Below are 17,079 nucleotides of genomic sequence, written 5' to 3'. Positions count from 1 at the left end.
CGCGCCGTCGGCTCCGAAATCGTTTTCCCGACGACTCGACAAGGGACGCCCATGAGCGGTGAACCGAACGACGAGGAGCTCGAGAAGCTCCGCCAGGAGAAGATGGAGCAGCTGCAGGAACAGGGCGGTCAGGGACAGGGCCAGGGCGTCGACGAGGAGGCCATGGAGGCCCAGCGCGAGCAGCGCGAGGCCCAGAAGAAGGCCATGCTTCGCAAGCACCTCACCGACGAGGCGCGCAAGCGGCTCAACACCGTCCAGATGTCCAAGCCCGAGTTCGGCGAGCAGGTCGAACAGCAGGTGCTCGCGCTGGCCCAGAGCGGCCGCATCCAGGGGAAGATCGACGACGACAAGATGAAACAGCTGCTCGAGAAGCTCCAGCCCGACAAGAAGAGCTTCGACATCCAGCGCCGGTAGATGCCGACGGTCGCCGCGCTCTTTTCCGCCGGCAAGGACTCGACGCTCGCCGCCCTCGTTCTGGAACCGTTCTACGTCGTGACCCTCTGTAGCTGCACGTTCGGCCTCGACGGGGGGCCGTCGGTCGCCGGGACCGCCCACGAGGCCGGCGAGCGAGCGGGGTTTCCGGTTGCGACCGTCGAGCTGGACGCGTCGGTCGCCCGCGAGGCCGTCGACCGGATGGTCGCCGACGGCTACCCCCGCGAGGGGATCCAGCTGGTCCACGAGCACGCCCTGGAGACGGTCGCGGGCCGCGAGGAAGTCGGCGGCCGGGCGTTCGACGCCGTGGCCGACGGCACCCGCCGCGACGACCGCGCGCCCGCAATCGAGCGGCCGTTCGCACAGAGCCTGGAGGACCGCCACGGCGTCGACTACCTGCGCCCGCTCGCCGGCTACGGCCGCGGGGCCATCGACGAGCTGGCCCGGCGGCTGCTGGAGGTGGAGACCGGCCCGAGCGAGCGGCTTCCGACCGGCGACTACGAGACCGAACTCCGGGCACTGATGGCCGACGAGTACGGCGAGGGGACGGTTTCCGACGTGTTCCCCGAGCACGTCCAGTCGCGGGTCCGGGGCCGTCGGGAGTGAGCGGCGTCCCTCGCGTGCGGACGGACCCAGCCGGATCGGGTTCGCGGGTCTCCCCTCGATCGACGGACTCGGTCGTCCCGGACGGAGCGGTTTCGGGGCGGCGCGGCAGCGCTCGCCCCACACGGACAGGTTCAAGCGACCCCTCGCCGAACCACGGTGTATGTACGAGGGACTCAAGGGGTTCACGGACTTCTACCCCGACCAGATGGCCCCGCGCCGGCAGGTCATCGACACGATCGAGGAGACGGCGCGGGCCTACGGCTTCCGCGAGACGGCGACGCCGGCGCTGGAACCGGCGGAGATGTGGACCGACAAGAGCGGCGAGGACATCGTCGACGAGCTCTACGACTTCGAGGACAAGGGCGGCCGCCACGTCACGCTGACGCCCGAACTCACGCCGACGGTCGCGCGGATGGTCGTCGCGAAACAGCAGGCGCTGTCGAAGCCGATCAAGTGGTTCTCGACGCGGCCGTTCTGGCGCTACGAGCAGGTCCAGCAGGGCCGCTTCCGCGAGCTCTACCAGACCAACGCCGACATCTTCGGGTCGAGCGAACCCGAGGCGGACGCCGAGGTGCTCGCCTTCGCCGCCGACTCGCTGACGAACCTCGGCCTCGACGGCTCGGAGTTCGAGTTCCGCGTCTCCCACCGCGATATTCTGGGGGAACTCCTGCGGTCGTTCGACGCCGACGTGGACACCACCGAGGCGATCCGCGCCGTCGACAAGCGCGCGAAGGTCGAGCGCGAGGAGTACCTCGGCCTCCTGTCGGACGCCGGCCTCTCCTACGACCAGGCCCGGGAGTTCGACGACCTGCTCGTCGCCGCCGACGACGACCTCTCCGCGCTCACCGAGTTCTCCGACAGCGACGAGCTGGCCGCGGCCGTCGAGAACCTCCAGAACGTGCTCGCGGCGGCCGAGGACCTCGGCGTCCGGGAGTACTGCGACGTGAGCCTGACGACCGCGCGGGGGCTGGACTACTACACCGGCGTCGTCTTCGAGTGTTTCGACGCCTCGGGGGAGGTCTCGCGGTCGATCTTCGGCGGCGGCCGCTACGACCACCTCATCGAGGAGTTCGGCGGCCAGCCCACGCCGGCGGTCGGCGTCGGGATCGGCGTGATGAACTCGACGCTCCCCCTGCTCCTCCAGACCCACGACGCCTGGCCGGGCGAGGGCATCTCGACCGACTACTACGTCCTGCAGGTCGGCGACGTGCGCCCGGTGGCCTCCCGGATCGCCCGCGAGTTGCGCGAGCGCGGCAACGTCGTCGAGACGGACGTGAGCGACCGGTCGTTCGGCGCGCAGATGAACTACGCCGACGCCATCGACGCCGAGACGGTCGTCATCGTCGGCGAGCGCGACCTGGAGAACGACGAGGTGACCGTCAAGGATATGGAGAGCGGCGACCAGACGAACGTCCCGGTCGCGGAGTTCCCGGGCGACAGCGAGCGGCCGACCTACGACGAGTTCGCCTAACGGTCGCTCGTCCGTCAGGACGACACGCTTTTGCCGCAGTCGGTCGGATTCGCCGATATGGGAGGCTTCCGTGACGCGGTGGCGGGCAACGTGACCGAGGTGTTCATGTTCCTCGGGATCGCCCTCCTCTTTCTCGGCGGCGAGATCGGCGTCGGTGCCGTCGCAGCCCTCGGCGTCGTGACTTTCCTCGCTGCGATTTTCCTCTCGGACCCCATCGAGGCGCTGCTCCGGTCCGGGGGGAGCGACGACGACGCGACGACCGACCCAGTGGACGAACTCCGCCAGCGGTACGCCCGCGGCGAGATCGACGAGGCGGAGTTCGAGCAGCGACTCGACCGCCTCCTCGAAACCGAGAACGTCGAGTCGGTCGGCGAACAGGACCGCGAGCGCGTGCGGGACGTGGAGTGATGCGCGCCTACCGCGTCGCCTACGACGGCCGGCCGTTCCACGGGTTCCAGCGCCAGCCCGACGTACCCACCGTCGAGGACGCCCTGTTCGACGCGCTCCAGGACCTGGGCGTGCTGGACGGCGGGGCGGACAAGCCGGCGGGGTACGCCGCGGCGGGGCGGACCGACGCCGGCGTCTCGGCGCGGGCCCAGACCGTCGCCTTCGCGGCGCCAGACTGGCTCTCCCCGCGGGCGCTCAACAGCGAACTCCCGGCCTCGATCCGGGCGTGGGCCGGCGCCGACGTGGATCCGGACTTTCACGCCACACACGACGCCGAGTCGCGCACCTATCGCTATCACCTGTACGCGCCTCCCGACGGTGACGAGGGGGCGGTCGACGGGAGTCGAATTCGGGAGGCGTTCGACCGGCTCGCCGGCGAACACGACTTCCACAACCTCACCCCGGACGAGGCGGGGACGGCCCGGGACCTGTCTGCGACGGTCGAACGCGACGGCGACTTCCTGGTCGCACGCCTCGAAGCGGACGGGTTCGCCCGACAGCTGGTCCGGCGGGTCGTCGGGCTCGCCGCCGAGGTCGGACGGGGCGAGTCCGAGGTGTCGAAGGTCGACCGTGTACTCGGCGAGGCGGTCGTGGACGGGCCGGCGGGCGTCGCCCCGGCGCCGCCGTACCCGCTCGTCCTCTGGGACGTGACCTATCCGGGCGTCGCGTTCTCGGTGGACGGGGACGCGGCCGCGAGCGCCCGCGAGGTGTTCGGCGACCGGTACGTTGAGTTCTCGGTCCGGGGACGGGTCGCCGGTGCGATCCGCGATTCACTCGGGTGAGGCGTCGAAGGGGGCGCTTTCGTGGGGCGGCGTTCCCCGAGCGCTCCCGGCGTGCCGGCGAGTGACACGAGTGATTGATATGGCGGCCGTCCCCTACTTTCCCTATGGAGTGGAAAACCGACTGGGGACTCCGCGGGCGGATGTTCTTCACGATGTTCCTGCTCGCGGCGCTGTACATCGCCTTCCTCGGCGTGTTGCTGTGGACGAACCAGTCGTTCGTGCTCATCGTCGGCTTCATGAGCGTCTTCCTGATCGCACAGTTCTTCTTCAGCGACAAGCTGGCGCTGCGGAGCATGGGCGCCCGCGAGGTCTCCGAGGAAGAGTACCCCGAACTACACCGGATGGTCGGTCGCCTCTCCCAGCAGGCCGACCTGCCGAAACCGACCGTGGCCGTCGCGGACACGCGCACGCCCAACGCCTTCGCGACCGGGCGCTCGCAGAAGTCGGCGACCGTCGCCGTGACCACGGGGCTCCTGGAGACGCTCGACCAGGAGGAACTGGAGGGCGTGATGGCCCACGAGCTCGCGCACGTCAAGAACCGCGACGTGGCGGTGATGACCATCGCGTCGTTCCTGGCGACCATCGCGATGTTCATCCTCCGGTGGGGGTTCCTGTTCGGCGGCGGCGGCCGCAACCGCCAGGGCGGCGGCGGGGGGATCATCGTCGCCGTCGTCGCCTCGCTGGTGGTCTGGATCGTCTCGTTCCTGCTCATCCGCGCGCTCTCGCGGTACCGCGAGTACGCGGCCGACCGCGGCGGCGCCGCCATCACCGGCAAACCCGCGGCGCTGGCCTCCGCGCTGATGACCATCGACAGCCGCATGGACCGCGTGCCGAAGGAGGACCTGCGCGAGCAGTCCGAGATGAACGCCTTCTTCATCGTCCCCATCGACTCGGGCGTCATCGCGAACCTCTTCCGCACGCACCCGACCACCGAGCGCCGCGTCGAGCGCCTGCAGGACCTGGCCGGCGAGATGGAGAGCGCCTGAACGGTCCTCGCCCGTCGGCCCGCCGTCGGGTTCGTCGGAGCCTCGCTCTCGCGGGACCGTCGCCCGTTCGACCGAAGACTGATTAGTCGGCGAGAGTGAATGTCTCGTATGGAGTGGCAGACCGACAGCCGCCTGACCCGCCGGATGGTCCTCGCCCTGGGGCTGGCCCTCCTCGGCTACGCCGCGCTGCTCGGGCCGGTGGTCTGGCTCCTCCCGCCCCCCGGCGCGCTCGTCGTCTGCGGCGTCCTCCTGGCGGTCCTCGGGGGGCTCGTACTGGAGGCCGACCGGCTGGCCTACCTCGCGACGAAGGCCGTCGCCATCGACCGCGAGGACCACCCCGGACTGTTCGACGCCGTCGAGCGGCTCTCCCGGCAGGCCGACGTACCGCGACCGGCCGTCGCCGTGATCCCCAGCGACGAGCCGAACGCGATGTCCGCCGGCACGGGGAACCGTACCGTCGTCTGCGTGACGCTCGGGCTGCTGAAGGAGCTCGACGACGAGCAACTGGAAGCCGTCCTCGCGCACGAACTCGCCCACGTGAAGAACGGCGACTCGTCGGTGCTGACCGTGGCGGGGTTCCCCGCGACGGTCGCGCTGGCGATGCTCTCGACGGCCCTGGAGGGGATGAACGGCTGGGCCCTCGTGCTGGGTTACTTCGGCGTCGCGGTGTTCCTGGCGCTGCTGAGCCTCCCGCTGTTGCTGGTGAGCCTGCCGGGGACGCTCGTCCTCTCGCGGTACCGGGAGTACGCCGCCGACCGCGGCGCCGTGGCGATCACGGGCAAGCCGGTCGCGCTCGCCGAGGCACTCGCCGAGCTACACGGACTGCCGGAGCCGCCCGAGGAGGACATGCGCTCGATGGCCGGGTTCAACGCATTCTGCATCGTACCCTCGCCCTCGCTCGGGCTGCCCGGGACGCATCCGCCGACGCACAAGCGGATCCGGAAACTCCGGGAACTGGCGGCCGAGATGGAAGGGGCGGCGTAGGGGGAGAGACGGGCCGGTTCCACAGCCGTTAGGACCGCCGAGTCTAACACCCGATACCGACATGAGCGAACTCGACTTGCACCGGCTCGGACTGGGCACCTGGCAGAACACCGACCCCGAGCAGTGCGCCGAGAGCGTGAAGACCGCGCTGGAACTCGGGTACCGGAACATCGACACGGCACAGGCCTACGAGAACGAGGAGGCGGTCGGCCACGGGATCGCCGAGGCCGACGTACCGCGCGAGGAGGTCTTCCTCGCCACGAAGGTCGACACGGCCAACCTCGCGCACGACGACGTGCTCGCCACCGCCGAGGAGAGTCTGGAGCGGCTTGGCGTCGACTACCTCGACCTGCTGTACGTCCACTGGCCGACCGAGGCCTACGACCCCGAGGGGACGCTGTCGGCGTTCCAGCAACTGTACGACGAGGGCGCGATTCGCCATATCGGCGTCTCGAACTTCGAACCCCGCCATCTCGACGAGGCCCGCGAGGTGCTCGACGCCCCGGTCTTCGCCAACCAGGTGGAGATGCACCCGTACCTCCAGCAGGCGGAACTGCGGGAGTACGCGCGCGAGCACGGCCACACCGTCGTCGCCTACTCGCCGCTGGCGCGGACGGAGATGCTGGACGACCCCGTGTTGCAGGACATCGCGGAGAAACACGACGCGACCGTCCCGCAGGTGACGCTGGCGTGGTTCCTGTCGCTGGACAACGTCGCGGCGATCCCGAAGGCCACGGGGGCCGAGCACATCCGCGACAACTGGGGCGCCTACGACGTCGATCTGGACGACGAGGACCTGGACCGGATCGCCGATCTGGACCGGGGCCACCGGGAGATCGACTTCGAGGGCGCGCCCTGGGACGAGTAAGGCAGTCGCGCTCGACGAGCCGGCAGGGCGACCGTCGAGCCGGCGGCAGCGAGCGACCACCGGAGGGAAGCGACTTTTAGGCGCTCGGCCGAATACACGGGCATGGGACTGCTGGACGGCCTGAAGTCCGCGCTGGGGATGAAGGCGGAGGCCGACGCGACCCGGGACGCCGACCCGGAGGACCTGTTCGGGATGAGCACGGCCTACCTGACGATGGAGGCCGACCTGGGGTTCGCGCCGGCGGGCGCGGCCGCCCTCTGTTTCGCCGAGGTCGACAGCACGGACTTCGAGGACGCCGTCGAGAACGTCGAGGCCATCCTCGAGGCCGGCGAGGTCGAGACCGGCACCGAAGCCAGGTTCACTACCGACGACCACGGCTACGAGTGGGTCGTGCTGGCGGACGACGACCCCGAGGACCTGGTGACGAGCATCCACTTCGCCGCCGACGAGTTCATCGAACGGGGCTACGGCTCGCGGCTGCTCGCGGCCGTCTTCGCCTTCGAGAAGGGCGACCGGGTGGCCTACTGGGTCTACTCGTTCCGGCGGGGGAAGTACTACCCCTTCGCGCCGGAGGGCGACCACGACCGGCACAACCAGACGGAGATCAAGCTCCAGAGCGTCCTCGACGGCGAGCTGGCCGTCGAACCGGACAAGGACTACTGGTACCCGCTCTGGCCCGACCGGCCCGGGAACCACCCCTGGGAATGAGCCGGTCCGTCGCCCCGGCGCCGCCTCGCCGCGGCGACAGCCTTACGTTCGCGACGTTTGACACATAGTCCGTGTCCCCGACCGACTCCGCCCGCCCCGAGGAAGGACAGGACACCACGGGAGGGATAGTTCGATCCCCGCGTCTGCGTGCGGTCGCGGCCGCGGTCGCCGTGCTGACGGTGAGCTGGCGGGCCGGGACGACGGCCGTGTTCGCGACCGGGGGGCTCGTCCTCGCGTTCGCCGTCGCCGTCCTCGTTCGGCCCGGGGTCCGCGAACGCTGGGCGTTCAACGTCAGTCTCGCGGTCGCGTTCGCGGCGTTCGGCGTCGCCTACGCCGCGACGATCCCGGGGATCGCCGGGCTGACGACCGGTGGGTTCGTCGTCGTTCTCGCGGCTCTGATGGTCGGTAACCATCTCGGGGTGGTCCCCTGGTCGGACCACCCCCGACGGATTTAACCCGCCGGCCCGTCCCTCGGGGAACGTGAATCGCCACCGATGACAGACAGCCGGGACCCCGCCGTCTACGACCACGTCCGGGTGCCCGACGATAGCGGCGCGTCCGTGTCCGACGGCGGTGACACCGCGCTCTCGCCGGGGACCTACCGGGTCGTCGGCGTCGGCGAGGGGACGGTCACGCTCCTGCGAGTCGGCGATGCCGACGGCTACCGGGTCAACACCGGCGAGGTCGCGACCGTCGCCCGCGAGACCGTCGAGGGGTTCGACCCCGCCGACAACCCCGACGGCAACCGGCCCCTGGGTGAAAAGGCGCGCCGGTTCGCCGGGAGCGTGGTCTGGAACCTGCGGGCGTTCGTCGCCGGACTGGTGGCCCGCCCGGCGCTGGCCGCCGTCGCGCTGGCGCTGGTCGTCGTCGGCCACCAGGGGCATCGCGTCCTCTCGGTCCCCGAGTCGTGGCTCACCGCCGTCTACTTCCTCGGCGTCTTCGCCGTCGTCTACCTCGGCGCCCGGGGCTGACCGCGACGATCCCCACACCGCGACCGCCCGTTGACGTATCAACCTTCGGAACGGTTCGATCCGAGCGCCGAGCGGGCTCGGGATTTCACTTTCACTTTGGTGTTAACGAGGGTTTATATGAGGGGCGGCGCAACCGCTGGGTATGGCGACAGAAGACCTCGAAGAACTGCCGGGCGTGGGTCCGGCGACGGCCGAGAAGCTGCGGGAGAACGGGTTCGACGGCTACCAGGGCATCGCGGTCGCCTCGCCGGGCGAGCTGTCGAACACGGCGGACATCGGGGAGTCCAGCGCGGCGGACATCATCGAGGCCGCGCGGGAGGCCGCCGACATCGGCGGCTTCGAGACGGGCGCGGCCGTCCTCGAACGGCGCGAGCAGATCGGCAAGCTCACCTGGGGCGTCGACGAGGTCGACGACCTGCTGGGCGGGGGCATCGAGACCCAGTCGATCTCCGAGGTGTACGGCGAGTTCGGCGCCGGCAAGTCCCAGGTCACCCACCAGCTGTCCGTCAACGTCCAGCTCCCCCGCGAGCACGGCGGCCTGGAGGGGTCGGCGATGTTCATCGACAGCGAGGACACGTTCCGCCCCGAGCGCATCGAGCAGATGGTCAAGGGCCACGACGACGAAGTCCTCGAGGACGCGATGGTCCTGCACGACATCGTCGAGGAGGCCGAGGACGCCGACGCGAGCGACGAGGCGCTGCTGGACGACCTCGTCGAGGCGATGCTCGACAACATCCACGTCGCGAAGGCGTTCAACTCCAACCACCAGATCCTGCTGGCAGAGCAGGCCCAGGAACTCGCCAGCGAGACCCAGGACGACGAGTTCCCCATCCGCCTGCTCTGCGTCGACTCGCTGACCGCTCACTTCCGCGCCGAGTACGTCGGCCGCGGCGAGCTCGCCGAGCGCCAGCAGAAGCTCAACAAACACCTCCACGACCTGATGCGCGTCGGCGACCTCCACAACACCGCCGTCGTCGTCACCAACCAGGTCGCCTCCAACCCCGACTCCTTTTTCGGTGACCCGACCCAGCCCATCGGCGGGAACATCCTCGGTCACACCTCCACGTTCCGCATCTACCTCCGCAAGTCCAAGGGCGACAAGCGCATCGTCAAGCTCGTCGACGCCCCGAACCTCCCCGACGGCGAGGCCGTCATGCGCGTCGAGGAGGACGGCCTGATGAACGAGTGACGGGGCCGGCCGCCTGAACGGCCGACTCCACCCGATCCGAGCGCTCTCCGAGATTCATCCGTGAGAATCGGTCGGGCCCGTTATACCCGTCGCGCACCTGGAATCTGATAGTGACTCCCGAGCGCGACGACGGCAGCGGGGCGGCGGCGAGCGGGGAGCGACCGCTCATCGCGGCGGCGTTCGACGCGCTCCCGGCACAGGTCGCCGTCGTCGACTCGGAGGGCGTGATCCGGACCACCAACCGCGCCTGGCGGGAGTTCGGCGCGGCGAACGACCTCGGCGGCGGGGTCGACATGGTCGGCGAAAACTACCTCTCGGTCTGCGACGCCTCGGACGACGAGACGGCGACCGAGGCCGCCGCGGGCATCCGGTCGGTCATCGACGGCGAGCGCTCGTCGTTCTCGCTGGAGTACCCCTGTCACTCGCCCGACGAGCGTCGCTGGTTCCTGATGCGGGCGATCGCCCTCCCGGAGTACGACGACCCTCACGCGCTGGTCATGCACGTCGACATTACCGACCGCAAGGAGGCCGAGCTCCGCGTCGAGGCCAACAACGAGACGCTGTCGACGGTCGCGAACGTCCTCAGCCACGACCTGCGCAACCCGCTGAACGTCGCGATGGCCCGCGCGGAGCTCCTCGGGGAGACGCCCGGCGACGCGGACGCCGTCGCCGAACACGCGGCGTCGATCGGCGGGTCGCTCGAACGGATGAACGACATCGTCGACGACGCGCTCGTCCTCGCACGCGGGTCCGACGCCGCCGACACCGAACACGTCGACCTCGGGACGGTGGCCCGGGCGGCGTGGACGAACGTCGAGACCGGCTCCGCGACGCTCGACGTGCTCGACGAGGTCGCGCTGGTCGCCGACGCCAGCCTCCTCGCCCAGCTGTTCGAGAACCTCTTTCGCAACGCCGTGGAACACGCGGGCGACGGCCGGATCAGCGTCGGCGCCACGCTCGACGGGTTCTTCGTCGCCGACGACGGGCCCGGCGTCGCGCCGGCCGACCGCGAGCAGGTCTTCGACGCCGGCTACTCCACGAACGGGGCCGGCGGCAACACCGGGATGGGGCTGGCGATCGTCCGGAAGATCGCCGACGTCCACGGCTGGAGCGTCCGGCTGACCGACGCGCAGACGCCGACCGACGGCGCCACGCGGGGCGCCCGCTTCGAGGTCGCGGGCGTCGAACTCGACCGGTAGGCGCAACGCACTTGCCGGTCGCTTCCGAAGGCCGGGTATGGCGTTCACGCTCTACCAGCTCGACGGGTGTCCGTACTGCGAGAAGGTCGCCGACCGGATGGACGAACTGGACCTGGACTACGAGACGGTGTGGGTCGAGGCGCTCCACTCCGAGCGCAACGAGGTCAAGGAGGTCTCCGGCCAGCGGGGCGTCCCCGTCCTCGTCGACGACGGCCGCGGCGTCACGATGGCCGAATCCGAGAAGATCGTCGAGTACCTGAACAAGAGCTACGCGTAGCTTCTCACGTTCTGTCCCGGTAGACGATCCAGGCCCCCAGCGTCGCGAAGATCGTCGGGTAGGCGAACCCGTAGACGACGGTCAGGTACCGGTCGGGGAGGATCGTCACCTCGCCCGTCAGCGGGCTGATCAGCACCGCCGTGAACAGCACCGAGCCGACGAGCAGGACGACGACGTAGCCGGCCGCGATGGCCAGGCCGAACCGGGCCACCTCCGCGAACGACTCCGTGCTCGTCTCCGCCCAGTGGCTGTCGGCGAACTCGTAGCCGGCGCCGACCAGCGCGACCGGCGCGAGCAGGTAGTAGACGACCGCCGGCACGTCCGTCTCGCCCTGCCGGGCGATGAGGTTGAGGTGGCCGATCTCGGCAGTCTGGCCGCTCAGGATCCCGCCGACGTGGGCGACCGGCGCCGCGTGGCCGGTCCCGAACGTGAACAGGCCGCGCAGGAGCCGACCGATCCCCGGCAGCGAGGCGACCGGCTGGGCCACCGGGACGAGCAGCTGGGGGACCGCGCCGGTCGTCGCGGGGATGTTGTGGGCGTTGAAGACGACGATGCCGAGCAGCGCGAACCGCCGCTGGAGCGACCCGGTGCCGAAGCCGCCGACGGCGGCGGCCCCGGCCGTCAGCACGAAGACCGCGAGGAAGGCGCCGGGCGCCCGCGCCATCCCCGCCCGCCACGGGAACGCGACGAACGCCTCCTCCAGGACGACCTCGGTGCCGAGGACCGACACCGTCCGGTCGCCGGACGCCTCCTCGCCCCCCGGGTCGTCCGCGTGTTCTGAACTCACACCCGTCCAAGCGCGCAGCAGTTCAAAAAGGCTTCCGCCCGCTTCGATCGAATCGATAACCGGCGGCCGCCCGGGTCGCTACTCGTCGCCCTCGAAGTCGAGCGCGGCCGAGTTGATGCAGTAGCGCTTGCCGGTCGGGTCGGGGCCGTCGTCGAAGACGTGACCGAGGTGGCCGCCGCAGGTCGCACAGACGACCTCGGTCCGGCGCATCCCGTGGCTGGTGTCCAGTTTCGTCTCGACGTTGCCCTCCTCGACCACGTCGAAGAAGCTCGGCCAGCCGTGCCCGGAGTCGAACTGCTGGTCCGTCGAGAACAGCTCCGTCCCGCAGCCGGCGCAGGTGAACTCCCCCTCCTCGTCGACGTCGAGGTACTCGCCGCTGAACTTCGGTTCCGTCCCCCGCTCGCGCAGGATCTTGTACTCCTCCTCGGTCAGCCGCTCGCGCCACTCCTCGTCCGAGTCCGGCAGCGCGTCCTCGTGTTCTGACATACCCCCGAGTAGCCGCTCCAGGCGTTTATACCGACCGCTCGCGAACTCGGCGAACACCCAGTGAGGACAGTAGCTGTTGCGGTGAGCGGTCGCGGTGCGGATGGCGCGCGCTGGAGCGCGCGTTCATGTGCGCGACCGTAGCCGCGCGAGGTCTTCGTGAACTGTGTGAACGAAGGCTCGTCGGAGCGTGCTCCGACGGTGGATGAGCATCGCAGCTTGCGAGCAGCGAGGGACCGGAGGTCCCTCGGGCCATGCGGGCGACGCTCGGGTCGCCCGCAGACAGCGCAATCGGCTGGGGAGGCTCGTGGCCGTCTGCGGTGCTGTGCGGGGCGGTCGCGGTGCTGTCCCTGGTGGACTGAAAGGGCGAGGCCCGCTCGCGTCCACGTCAGTCGTCTGAGCGACCCCTACCCGAAGCGGCCGCAGGCCGCGAGGGTATGTCGCTCAGCGACCGCGAGCGGGCCGAGGGCTTTCATCACCTGCTATCCTCTGCGGTACTGACTCCAGGCGAGCGAGCGCTGTCACCGCTCACCGTCGAGTGCGGTCGCTCTCGAAGAGCTCCCTTCCACACCAACCCACCCAGAAACGACCGAGACACCCACGCGGAGAACAGACCGTCGGAGACCGCCCCGGCAATTCTTGGGGGTTCGTCGCGTAGAGCCAGCTAATGTCGGACTCGCCGCTCAAACAGCGGTTCGTGCTCGACACGTCGGTGTTCATCACCGAGGAGATCCGCGACGGCGACCAGGACCTCGAAGCGGCGTGTCTCGAACTGCTCGACCTCGTCGCCGACGCGAAGCTGACGCTCAACATCTCCTGTTACATGCCGCCGACGATCGACGAGGAGCTGACCCAGATGCTGCGCGACCGCGACGTGGACGAGGAGGTGTTCGCCAGGCTGGACACCTGGGTCATCACGAAGGCGCCGGCCCGCTACGAGGTGCAGGTGCCGGCCCACATCGTCTACCAGTTCGTCGACGAGATGTCCGACCGGGTGAACCGCGGCCTGCGGGTCGCCGAGAAGGCCGTCCGCGAGGCCGAGCAGTCCTCGACCGACCCCGTCGACGACCACGACCACATGACCGAGGTGGACCGGGTCATCTCGGACCTGCGCGACGAGTACCGCCGGGCGTTGCGCCAGGGTGTGCTCGACTCCCGCGAGGACTTCGACCTGCTCATCCTCGCCCGCGAACTGGAGGCCGGCGTGGTGACGGAGGACCAGGGCATCGTCGGCTGGGCCGACGACTTCGGCCTGCGGTACCTGCAGGGGCGGAACTTCCCCGCGCTGCTGCGGGAGTACCTCGTCGCCAGCGGCCACGAGGACTACGTGGAGTCGTAGCCCCACGCAGGTTCCGGTGACACGGCTTTCCGTCCGGAGGAGCTACCCGTCGGCCAGGATGTTCGACAAGGATGTCTCCCCCGACGTGACGGTGTATGGCCCCGGCGACCCGGAGCTCGCGGTCGTCTGCAACGTCCACGGCGACGAGCCGACGGGTGCCCGGGCCGTCCACCGCGTCCTCGCGTCGGGCCCCGAGTTCGAGCGGGCGGTGAAGTTCGTCGTCGCGAACCCCCCGGCGTCGGCCGCGCACCGCCGCGGCCTCGACGCGGACCTGAACCGGGTGTTCCCCGGGGACCCCGAGGCCGACGAGCGCGAGCGGCGGCTGGCCGCCCAGCTCACCGAGGAGACGGCCGACTGTGACACCGTCGCCATCCACACCACCCACGCGACGCCGGAGCCGGTCGCGTTCGTCGCCGAGGGCGACCGGCGCGCGGTCGAGATCGCCGCGGAACTGCCGGTCGGGCCGGTCGTCAACGAGACGCCCGTCACCGACTCGGCGTTCGCGTCGACCGGCGGGGTCGTCTCCGTCGAGGCGGGACGGGTCGAACAGCCGAACGCCGTCGCGAAGGCCGAGATGCTGATCCGGACGTTCCTCCACGCGGAGGGGGCGCTGCCGGCGGCGCCGCCGATGCACGAACCCGACGCCGAGTACTTCGAGATATACGACAGGGTCGAGAAGCCGCCCGGCGACGAGTCCTACGAACTGCTGGCGCGAAACTTCGAGCCGGTCGCGCCGGGCGAGGCCTACGCGAAGTCGGCCGAGGGGCTCCTGACCGCCGAGGAGTCGTTCGTCCCGGTCCTGCTGTCCCAGTCGGGGTACGACGACATCTTCGGCTACCGCGGGCGAGCGGTCGGCGGGACCGTCGACGACGCCCTGGACGCGTGGGTCGAGGGCGGGGCGTGACCGCGCCGACACCCGTCGCTCAGTTCCGCGAGACGACGTACAGCGCGGCGACGCCGCCGGCCAGGACCGCGAACACGTAGCTGGCCAGCCGGTAGACGATGCCGATGGAGAGACCGGTCGCGAAGGAGAAGCCCCCGAGCGTCCCGAGCAGGCCGGCCAGCGCCGCCTCGACGCCGGCGAGGCCGCCGGGCGAGGGGGTCAGCCCGGCGAGCGTGCTCGCGGGGACGATGAAGAACACGAGGAAGATGGAGATCGACTCCCCGAGCGCGCGGACGGCGGCGTACAGCGGCAGGGCGAAAAAGAGCCAGCCGACGAACGAGTAGACGAGCGCGTGGGCCAGCGCCGGTCGGTCGGCGGCGATGCGCTCGAAGGCGGTGTTCAGTTCGCGCAGCCGCTCGCGAAGCCCCTCGACGCTGACAAAGCGGGTCCGCCGGGCGACCGGCGCGACGGCGCGCAGGAGGAGGTTCCCGAGCCGGCGCCGCGAGCGCCACCCGACGACGGCGGCGACGGGGACGCCGACCGCGAAGACGACGAGGATGCCCGCGACGCCGCGGATCTGGTCCGACAGGGTCGTCCGCACGACGAGGACCACGGTCCCGATCGCGGCGAAGGTGAAAAAGGGCAGGAGGTTCAGGAGGTCGGCGGTCACGACCGAGGCCAGCGAGTCCTCGTAGGACGCCTCGGTGTCCCTGGAGAGCACGTAGGCGATAAAGGGTTCGCCGCCGGCCTGGCCCAGCGGCGTGACGTAGTTGGCGAACGTCGCCGCGTAGTAGGTGACCACGAGTTTTCGAAAGGGGACGCGGTAGCCGACCACCCGGAGGACGACCTGCCAGGCCTTCGCCCAGGCGACGAGCCCGACCGCCGTCGAGAGACAGCCCGCGGCCAGCCACGCCGGGTCGGCCCGGGAGAGTTCCCGCTGGATCTTCTCGATCCCGATCCCGTAGGCGATCAGCCCGAGCGCGACGAAGGCGATGACGAACCCGCCGACGATCTTGATAGCCGTCTGCCGGTCGACGAAGTCGAACAGGTCACGGCTGGACTCGCTCACGGTTACTCGATGTATCCCAGGTCCGACAGTCGGTCTTTGGCCTCTTCGCCCATGTCGTCGAGCACGTCCTCGTCGGTCACGTCAGCCCACTCGCCGTCCATCTCCGACTCGAACGTCACGAGCGCCTCCTCGGTTGCGGCGATGACCTCGTCGTCGGTGTCGGCCACGTCGTCCAGTTCGTCGGGGTCGGTGTCCAGCCGGTAGGCCTCGTCGGGGATGCGCTCGTTGCGGATGTACTTCCCGTCGGGCCGGCGGGCCGCGCGCATCCGCGAGTAGAACCGGGAATCGGTATCGAGTTCGATCCCGGCCGCGCTGGCCTTGCTCTCCAGCTGGTTCAGCTCGACGACCGGCCGGTGGTAGTCGACGAACGCGTAGCCGTCCAGCTCGCCCGCGTCGTGGGCGGAAAAGCGCGAGTCGGCCCCGCGGGGCGCGTCGACGCTGGCGAACTCGCGGTAGTCGGCGTCGAGCAGCGACCGGGCGCGGTCGAACGGCTCGCCACCCGTGTCGGCGTCGACCCCCGCGTGGTCCAGCACGGTGTGATAGAGGTCCTGCAACTCGACCTGGGTCTCGGTGTCGCGCTCGGCGTCGAGTTCGGGGTGTTTGACCAGCAGCGGGACGTTGACCAGCGGGTCGTAGATGCCGAACTCGTGGCCGTAGAGGCCGTGCTCGCCGAACAGTTCGCCGTGGTCGGCACAGACCACGACGAGGGTGTCCTCCCAGCGGTCGGTCTCTTTCAGCCAGTCGAACAGCCGGCCGAGGTGGTGGTCGATGTGGGCGATCTCGGCGTCGTAGAGGCCCTTGATATCCGCCCACTCGTCGTCGTCGATGTCCCGCGCACCGGAGTTGTACTCCTTGGAGTTCTGGCAGACCTCGGTCGAGTCGACGCCGGGGGCGAACTCCTCGGCGAACGCCTCGGGCGGGTGGTAGGGGAGGTGGGCGTCCATCAGGTTGATAAAGGAGAACCACTCGTCGCCGGACTCCTCGCTCTCCTCGACGAAGGTCTGGACGCGGTCGACGATCTCGGGGGTCTTGGTGTCGCCGCCGCCGCTCTCGGCGAAGTACTCGTGGGCGGTGTTGCCGAGTTCGACGAGCCGGTCGGCGACGCTCCGCAGGGTGTCGTTGTCGTTCATCGTCTTCCAGATCTTCGAGAGCGGGCCCGACAGCAGGTCGCCGGGCATGACCTGGAAGAAGTTGTCCTGGTCGTCGAAGCCGTCGGCGAGGTTGGTGTAGGGGGTGATCCAGGCGTTCGAGGAGTAGCAGGCGGTGGCGTAGCCCGCCGCCGACAGCGACTCGGCGAGCGTGGTGGCGCCCTCCAGGTAGGGGTTCTCCTGGGTGGCGCCGTGCTGGGTGGGGTAGAGCCCGGTGAACAGCGAGGCGTGGACGGGCAGGGTCCAGGGCGCCGGGGCGACGGCCTCCTCGAAGACGACGGCGTCGTCGGCGAAGTCCTCCAGGTTCGGCGTCGTCGGCCGGTCGTAGCCGTACACCGAGAGGTGGCTCTGCCGGACCGTGTCCATGACGACGAACAGGACGTTCCCCGGACCGTCTGTCTCGCTCATGGGTGGGTGAGCGCGACGCACGGAATTAAACTCCGTGGTCCG

Annotated in this window: 20 protein-coding genes; 16 read left to right on the top strand and 4 right to left on the bottom strand. The window is 70.0% G+C overall.

Translation table 11 applies throughout. The annotated features are described in order from the left end of the window. Positions 1–51: 51 nt before the first annotated feature. The 14 genes from ACMGFG_RS05035 to ACMGFG_RS04970 all read left to right on the top strand — a co-directional run bounded on the left by ACMGFG_RS05035 (position 52) and on the right by ACMGFG_RS04970 (position 10,920). Entirely contained in the window at positions 52–414 is a 363-nt protein-coding gene (locus ACMGFG_RS05035; protein WP_135366215.1) for a DNA-binding protein, read from the top strand. Next, the gene (locus ACMGFG_RS05030; RefSeq protein ID WP_436929263.1) at positions 415–1,038 is read left to right on the top strand and encodes a DUF7411 family protein; all 624 of its coding nucleotides are present in this window, start codon (positions 415–417) and stop codon (positions 1,036–1,038) included. 160 nt (positions 1,039–1,198) lie between these two features. After that, positions 1,199–2,509 (top strand): histidine--tRNA ligase, encoded by a 1,311-nt coding sequence (hisS, locus tag ACMGFG_RS05025; RefSeq protein WP_436929262.1) that lies wholly within the window; start codon positions 1,199–1,201, stop codon positions 2,507–2,509. A gap of 57 nt (positions 2,510–2,566) precedes the next feature. Continuing rightward, a complete protein-coding gene (locus tag ACMGFG_RS05020) occupies positions 2,567–2,917 on the top strand; it encodes an SHOCT domain-containing protein (protein ID WP_436929261.1) in 351 nt (116 codons plus the stop codon). After that, on the top strand, positions 2,917–3,738 hold the full coding sequence (truA, locus tag ACMGFG_RS05015; RefSeq protein ID WP_436929260.1) for a tRNA pseudouridine(38-40) synthase TruA: 822 nt from the start codon (positions 2,917–2,919) through the stop codon (positions 3,736–3,738). The genes ACMGFG_RS05020 and truA overlap by 1 nt, the downstream gene beginning before the upstream one ends. A gap of 104 nt (positions 3,739–3,842) precedes the next feature. Continuing rightward, on the top strand, positions 3,843–4,724 hold the full coding sequence (gene htpX / locus ACMGFG_RS05010; RefSeq protein ID WP_436929259.1) for a zinc metalloprotease HtpX: 882 nt from the start codon (positions 3,843–3,845) through the stop codon (positions 4,722–4,724). A 108-nt stretch (positions 4,725–4,832) separates the two neighbouring features. Further along, a complete protein-coding gene (locus ACMGFG_RS05005) occupies positions 4,833–5,708 on the top strand; it encodes a M48 family metalloprotease (protein ID WP_436929258.1) in 876 nt (291 codons plus the stop codon). A 61-nt stretch (positions 5,709–5,769) separates the two neighbouring features. After that, positions 5,770–6,576, top strand: a complete 807-nt coding sequence (locus ACMGFG_RS05000) for an aldo/keto reductase (protein WP_436929257.1) — start codon at positions 5,770–5,772, stop codon at positions 6,574–6,576. A 102-nt stretch (positions 6,577–6,678) separates the two neighbouring features. Further along, on the top strand, positions 6,679–7,284 hold the full coding sequence (pspAB, locus tag ACMGFG_RS04995; RefSeq protein ID WP_436929256.1) for a PspA-associated protein PspAB: 606 nt from the start codon (positions 6,679–6,681) through the stop codon (positions 7,282–7,284). 71 nt (positions 7,285–7,355) lie between these two features. After that, entirely contained in the window at positions 7,356–7,739 is a 384-nt protein-coding gene (locus tag ACMGFG_RS04990) for a hypothetical protein (RefSeq protein ID WP_436929255.1), read from the top strand. A 39-nt stretch (positions 7,740–7,778) separates the two neighbouring features. Then, on the top strand, positions 7,779–8,255 hold the full coding sequence (locus ACMGFG_RS04985; protein WP_436929254.1) for a hypothetical protein: 477 nt from the start codon (positions 7,779–7,781) through the stop codon (positions 8,253–8,255). 142 nt (positions 8,256–8,397) lie between these two features. After that, positions 8,398–9,444, top strand: coding sequence for a DNA repair and recombination protein RadA (gene radA / locus ACMGFG_RS04980; RefSeq protein ID WP_436929253.1), 1,047 nt, complete (start codon positions 8,398–8,400; stop codon positions 9,442–9,444). A 110-nt stretch (positions 9,445–9,554) separates the two neighbouring features. Continuing rightward, a complete protein-coding gene (locus ACMGFG_RS04975) occupies positions 9,555–10,643 on the top strand; it encodes a PAS domain-containing sensor histidine kinase (RefSeq protein ID WP_436929252.1) in 1,089 nt (362 codons plus the stop codon). Positions 10,644–10,680: 37 nt separating this feature from the next. Next, positions 10,681–10,920, top strand: coding sequence for a glutaredoxin family protein (locus tag ACMGFG_RS04970; RefSeq protein WP_436929251.1), 240 nt, complete (start codon positions 10,681–10,683; stop codon positions 10,918–10,920). A 4-nt stretch (positions 10,921–10,924) separates the two neighbouring features. On the opposite strand, the gene ACMGFG_RS04965 is transcribed toward ACMGFG_RS04970, so the two are convergent. Together ACMGFG_RS04965 and msrB are read right to left on the bottom strand one after the other, a co-directional pair. Then, on the bottom strand, positions 10,925–11,707 hold the full coding sequence (locus ACMGFG_RS04965; RefSeq protein ID WP_436929250.1) for a DUF7978 family protein: 783 nt from the start codon (positions 11,705–11,707) through the stop codon (positions 10,925–10,927). A 78-nt stretch (positions 11,708–11,785) separates the two neighbouring features. Beyond that, positions 11,786–12,193 (bottom strand): peptide-methionine (R)-S-oxide reductase MsrB, encoded by a 408-nt coding sequence (gene msrB, locus ACMGFG_RS04960; RefSeq protein WP_135366200.1) that lies wholly within the window; start codon positions 12,191–12,193, stop codon positions 11,786–11,788. 664 nt (positions 12,194–12,857) lie between these two features. Between msrB and ACMGFG_RS04955 the strand changes: the two genes are divergently transcribed. After that, on the top strand, positions 12,858–13,529 hold the full coding sequence (locus tag ACMGFG_RS04955) for an RNA ligase partner protein (protein ID WP_436929249.1): 672 nt from the start codon (positions 12,858–12,860) through the stop codon (positions 13,527–13,529). 58 nt (positions 13,530–13,587) lie between these two features. Then, positions 13,588–14,433, top strand: a complete 846-nt coding sequence (locus ACMGFG_RS04950) for a M14 family metallopeptidase (protein WP_436929248.1) — start codon at positions 13,588–13,590, stop codon at positions 14,431–14,433. A gap of 19 nt (positions 14,434–14,452) precedes the next feature. On the opposite strand, the gene ACMGFG_RS04945 is transcribed toward ACMGFG_RS04950, so the two are convergent. Beyond that, complete coding sequence (locus tag ACMGFG_RS04945; RefSeq protein WP_436929247.1) at positions 14,453–15,481, bottom strand: lysylphosphatidylglycerol synthase transmembrane domain-containing protein; 1,029 nt, start codon at positions 15,479–15,481, stop codon at positions 14,453–14,455. Between the two features lie 2 nt (positions 15,482–15,483). Further along, positions 15,484–17,037, bottom strand: coding sequence for a sulfatase (locus ACMGFG_RS04940; protein WP_436929246.1), 1,554 nt, complete (start codon positions 17,035–17,037; stop codon positions 15,484–15,486). Between the last annotated feature and the right edge of the window lie 42 nt (positions 17,038–17,079).

The organism is Halosimplex halobium, assembly GCF_051414055.1.
Lineage (GTDB): Archaea > Halobacteriota > Halobacteria > Halobacteriales > Haloarculaceae > Halosimplex > Halosimplex halobium.
The sequence above is the reverse complement of the archived record's forward strand: the minus strand, read 5'-3'. Positions and strand labels throughout refer to the sequence as shown.

Excerpts from the sequence above, each read along its gene's own strand:
- msrB (WP_135366200.1), bottom strand. The coding sequence starts at position 12,193 with ATGTCAGAACACGAGGACGCGCTGCCGGACTCGGACGAGGAGTGGCGC.
- pspAB (WP_436929256.1), top strand. The coding sequence starts at position 6,679 with ATGGGACTGCTGGACGGCCTGAAGTCCGCGCTGGGGATGAAGGCGGAG.
- ACMGFG_RS05035 (WP_135366215.1), top strand. The coding sequence starts at position 52 with ATGAGCGGTGAACCGAACGACGAGGAGCTCGAGAAGCTCCGCCAGGAG.
- hisS (WP_436929262.1), top strand. The coding sequence starts at position 1,199 with ATGTACGAGGGACTCAAGGGGTTCACGGACTTCTACCCCGACCAGATG.
- ACMGFG_RS05005 (WP_436929258.1), top strand. The coding sequence starts at position 4,833 with ATGGAGTGGCAGACCGACAGCCGCCTGACCCGCCGGATGGTCCTCGCC.
- ACMGFG_RS05020 (WP_436929261.1), top strand. The coding sequence starts at position 2,567 with ATGGGAGGCTTCCGTGACGCGGTGGCGGGCAACGTGACCGAGGTGTTC.
- ACMGFG_RS04985 (WP_436929254.1), top strand. The coding sequence starts at position 7,779 with ATGACAGACAGCCGGGACCCCGCCGTCTACGACCACGTCCGGGTGCCC.
- ACMGFG_RS04950 (WP_436929248.1), top strand. The coding sequence starts at position 13,588 with ATGTTCGACAAGGATGTCTCCCCCGACGTGACGGTGTATGGCCCCGGC.
- htpX (WP_436929259.1), top strand. The coding sequence starts at position 3,843 with ATGGAGTGGAAAACCGACTGGGGACTCCGCGGGCGGATGTTCTTCACG.
- truA (WP_436929260.1), top strand. The coding sequence starts at position 2,917 with ATGCGCGCCTACCGCGTCGCCTACGACGGCCGGCCGTTCCACGGGTTC.
- ACMGFG_RS04955 (WP_436929249.1), top strand. The coding sequence starts at position 12,858 with ATGTCGGACTCGCCGCTCAAACAGCGGTTCGTGCTCGACACGTCGGTG.
- radA (WP_436929253.1), top strand. The coding sequence starts at position 8,398 with ATGGCGACAGAAGACCTCGAAGAACTGCCGGGCGTGGGTCCGGCGACG.
- ACMGFG_RS05030 (WP_436929263.1), top strand. The coding sequence starts at position 415 with ATGCCGACGGTCGCCGCGCTCTTTTCCGCCGGCAAGGACTCGACGCTC.
- ACMGFG_RS05000 (WP_436929257.1), top strand. The coding sequence starts at position 5,770 with ATGAGCGAACTCGACTTGCACCGGCTCGGACTGGGCACCTGGCAGAAC.
- ACMGFG_RS04970 (WP_436929251.1), top strand. The coding sequence starts at position 10,681 with ATGGCGTTCACGCTCTACCAGCTCGACGGGTGTCCGTACTGCGAGAAG.
- ACMGFG_RS04940 (WP_436929246.1), bottom strand. The coding sequence starts at position 17,037 with ATGAGCGAGACAGACGGTCCGGGGAACGTCCTGTTCGTCGTCATGGAC.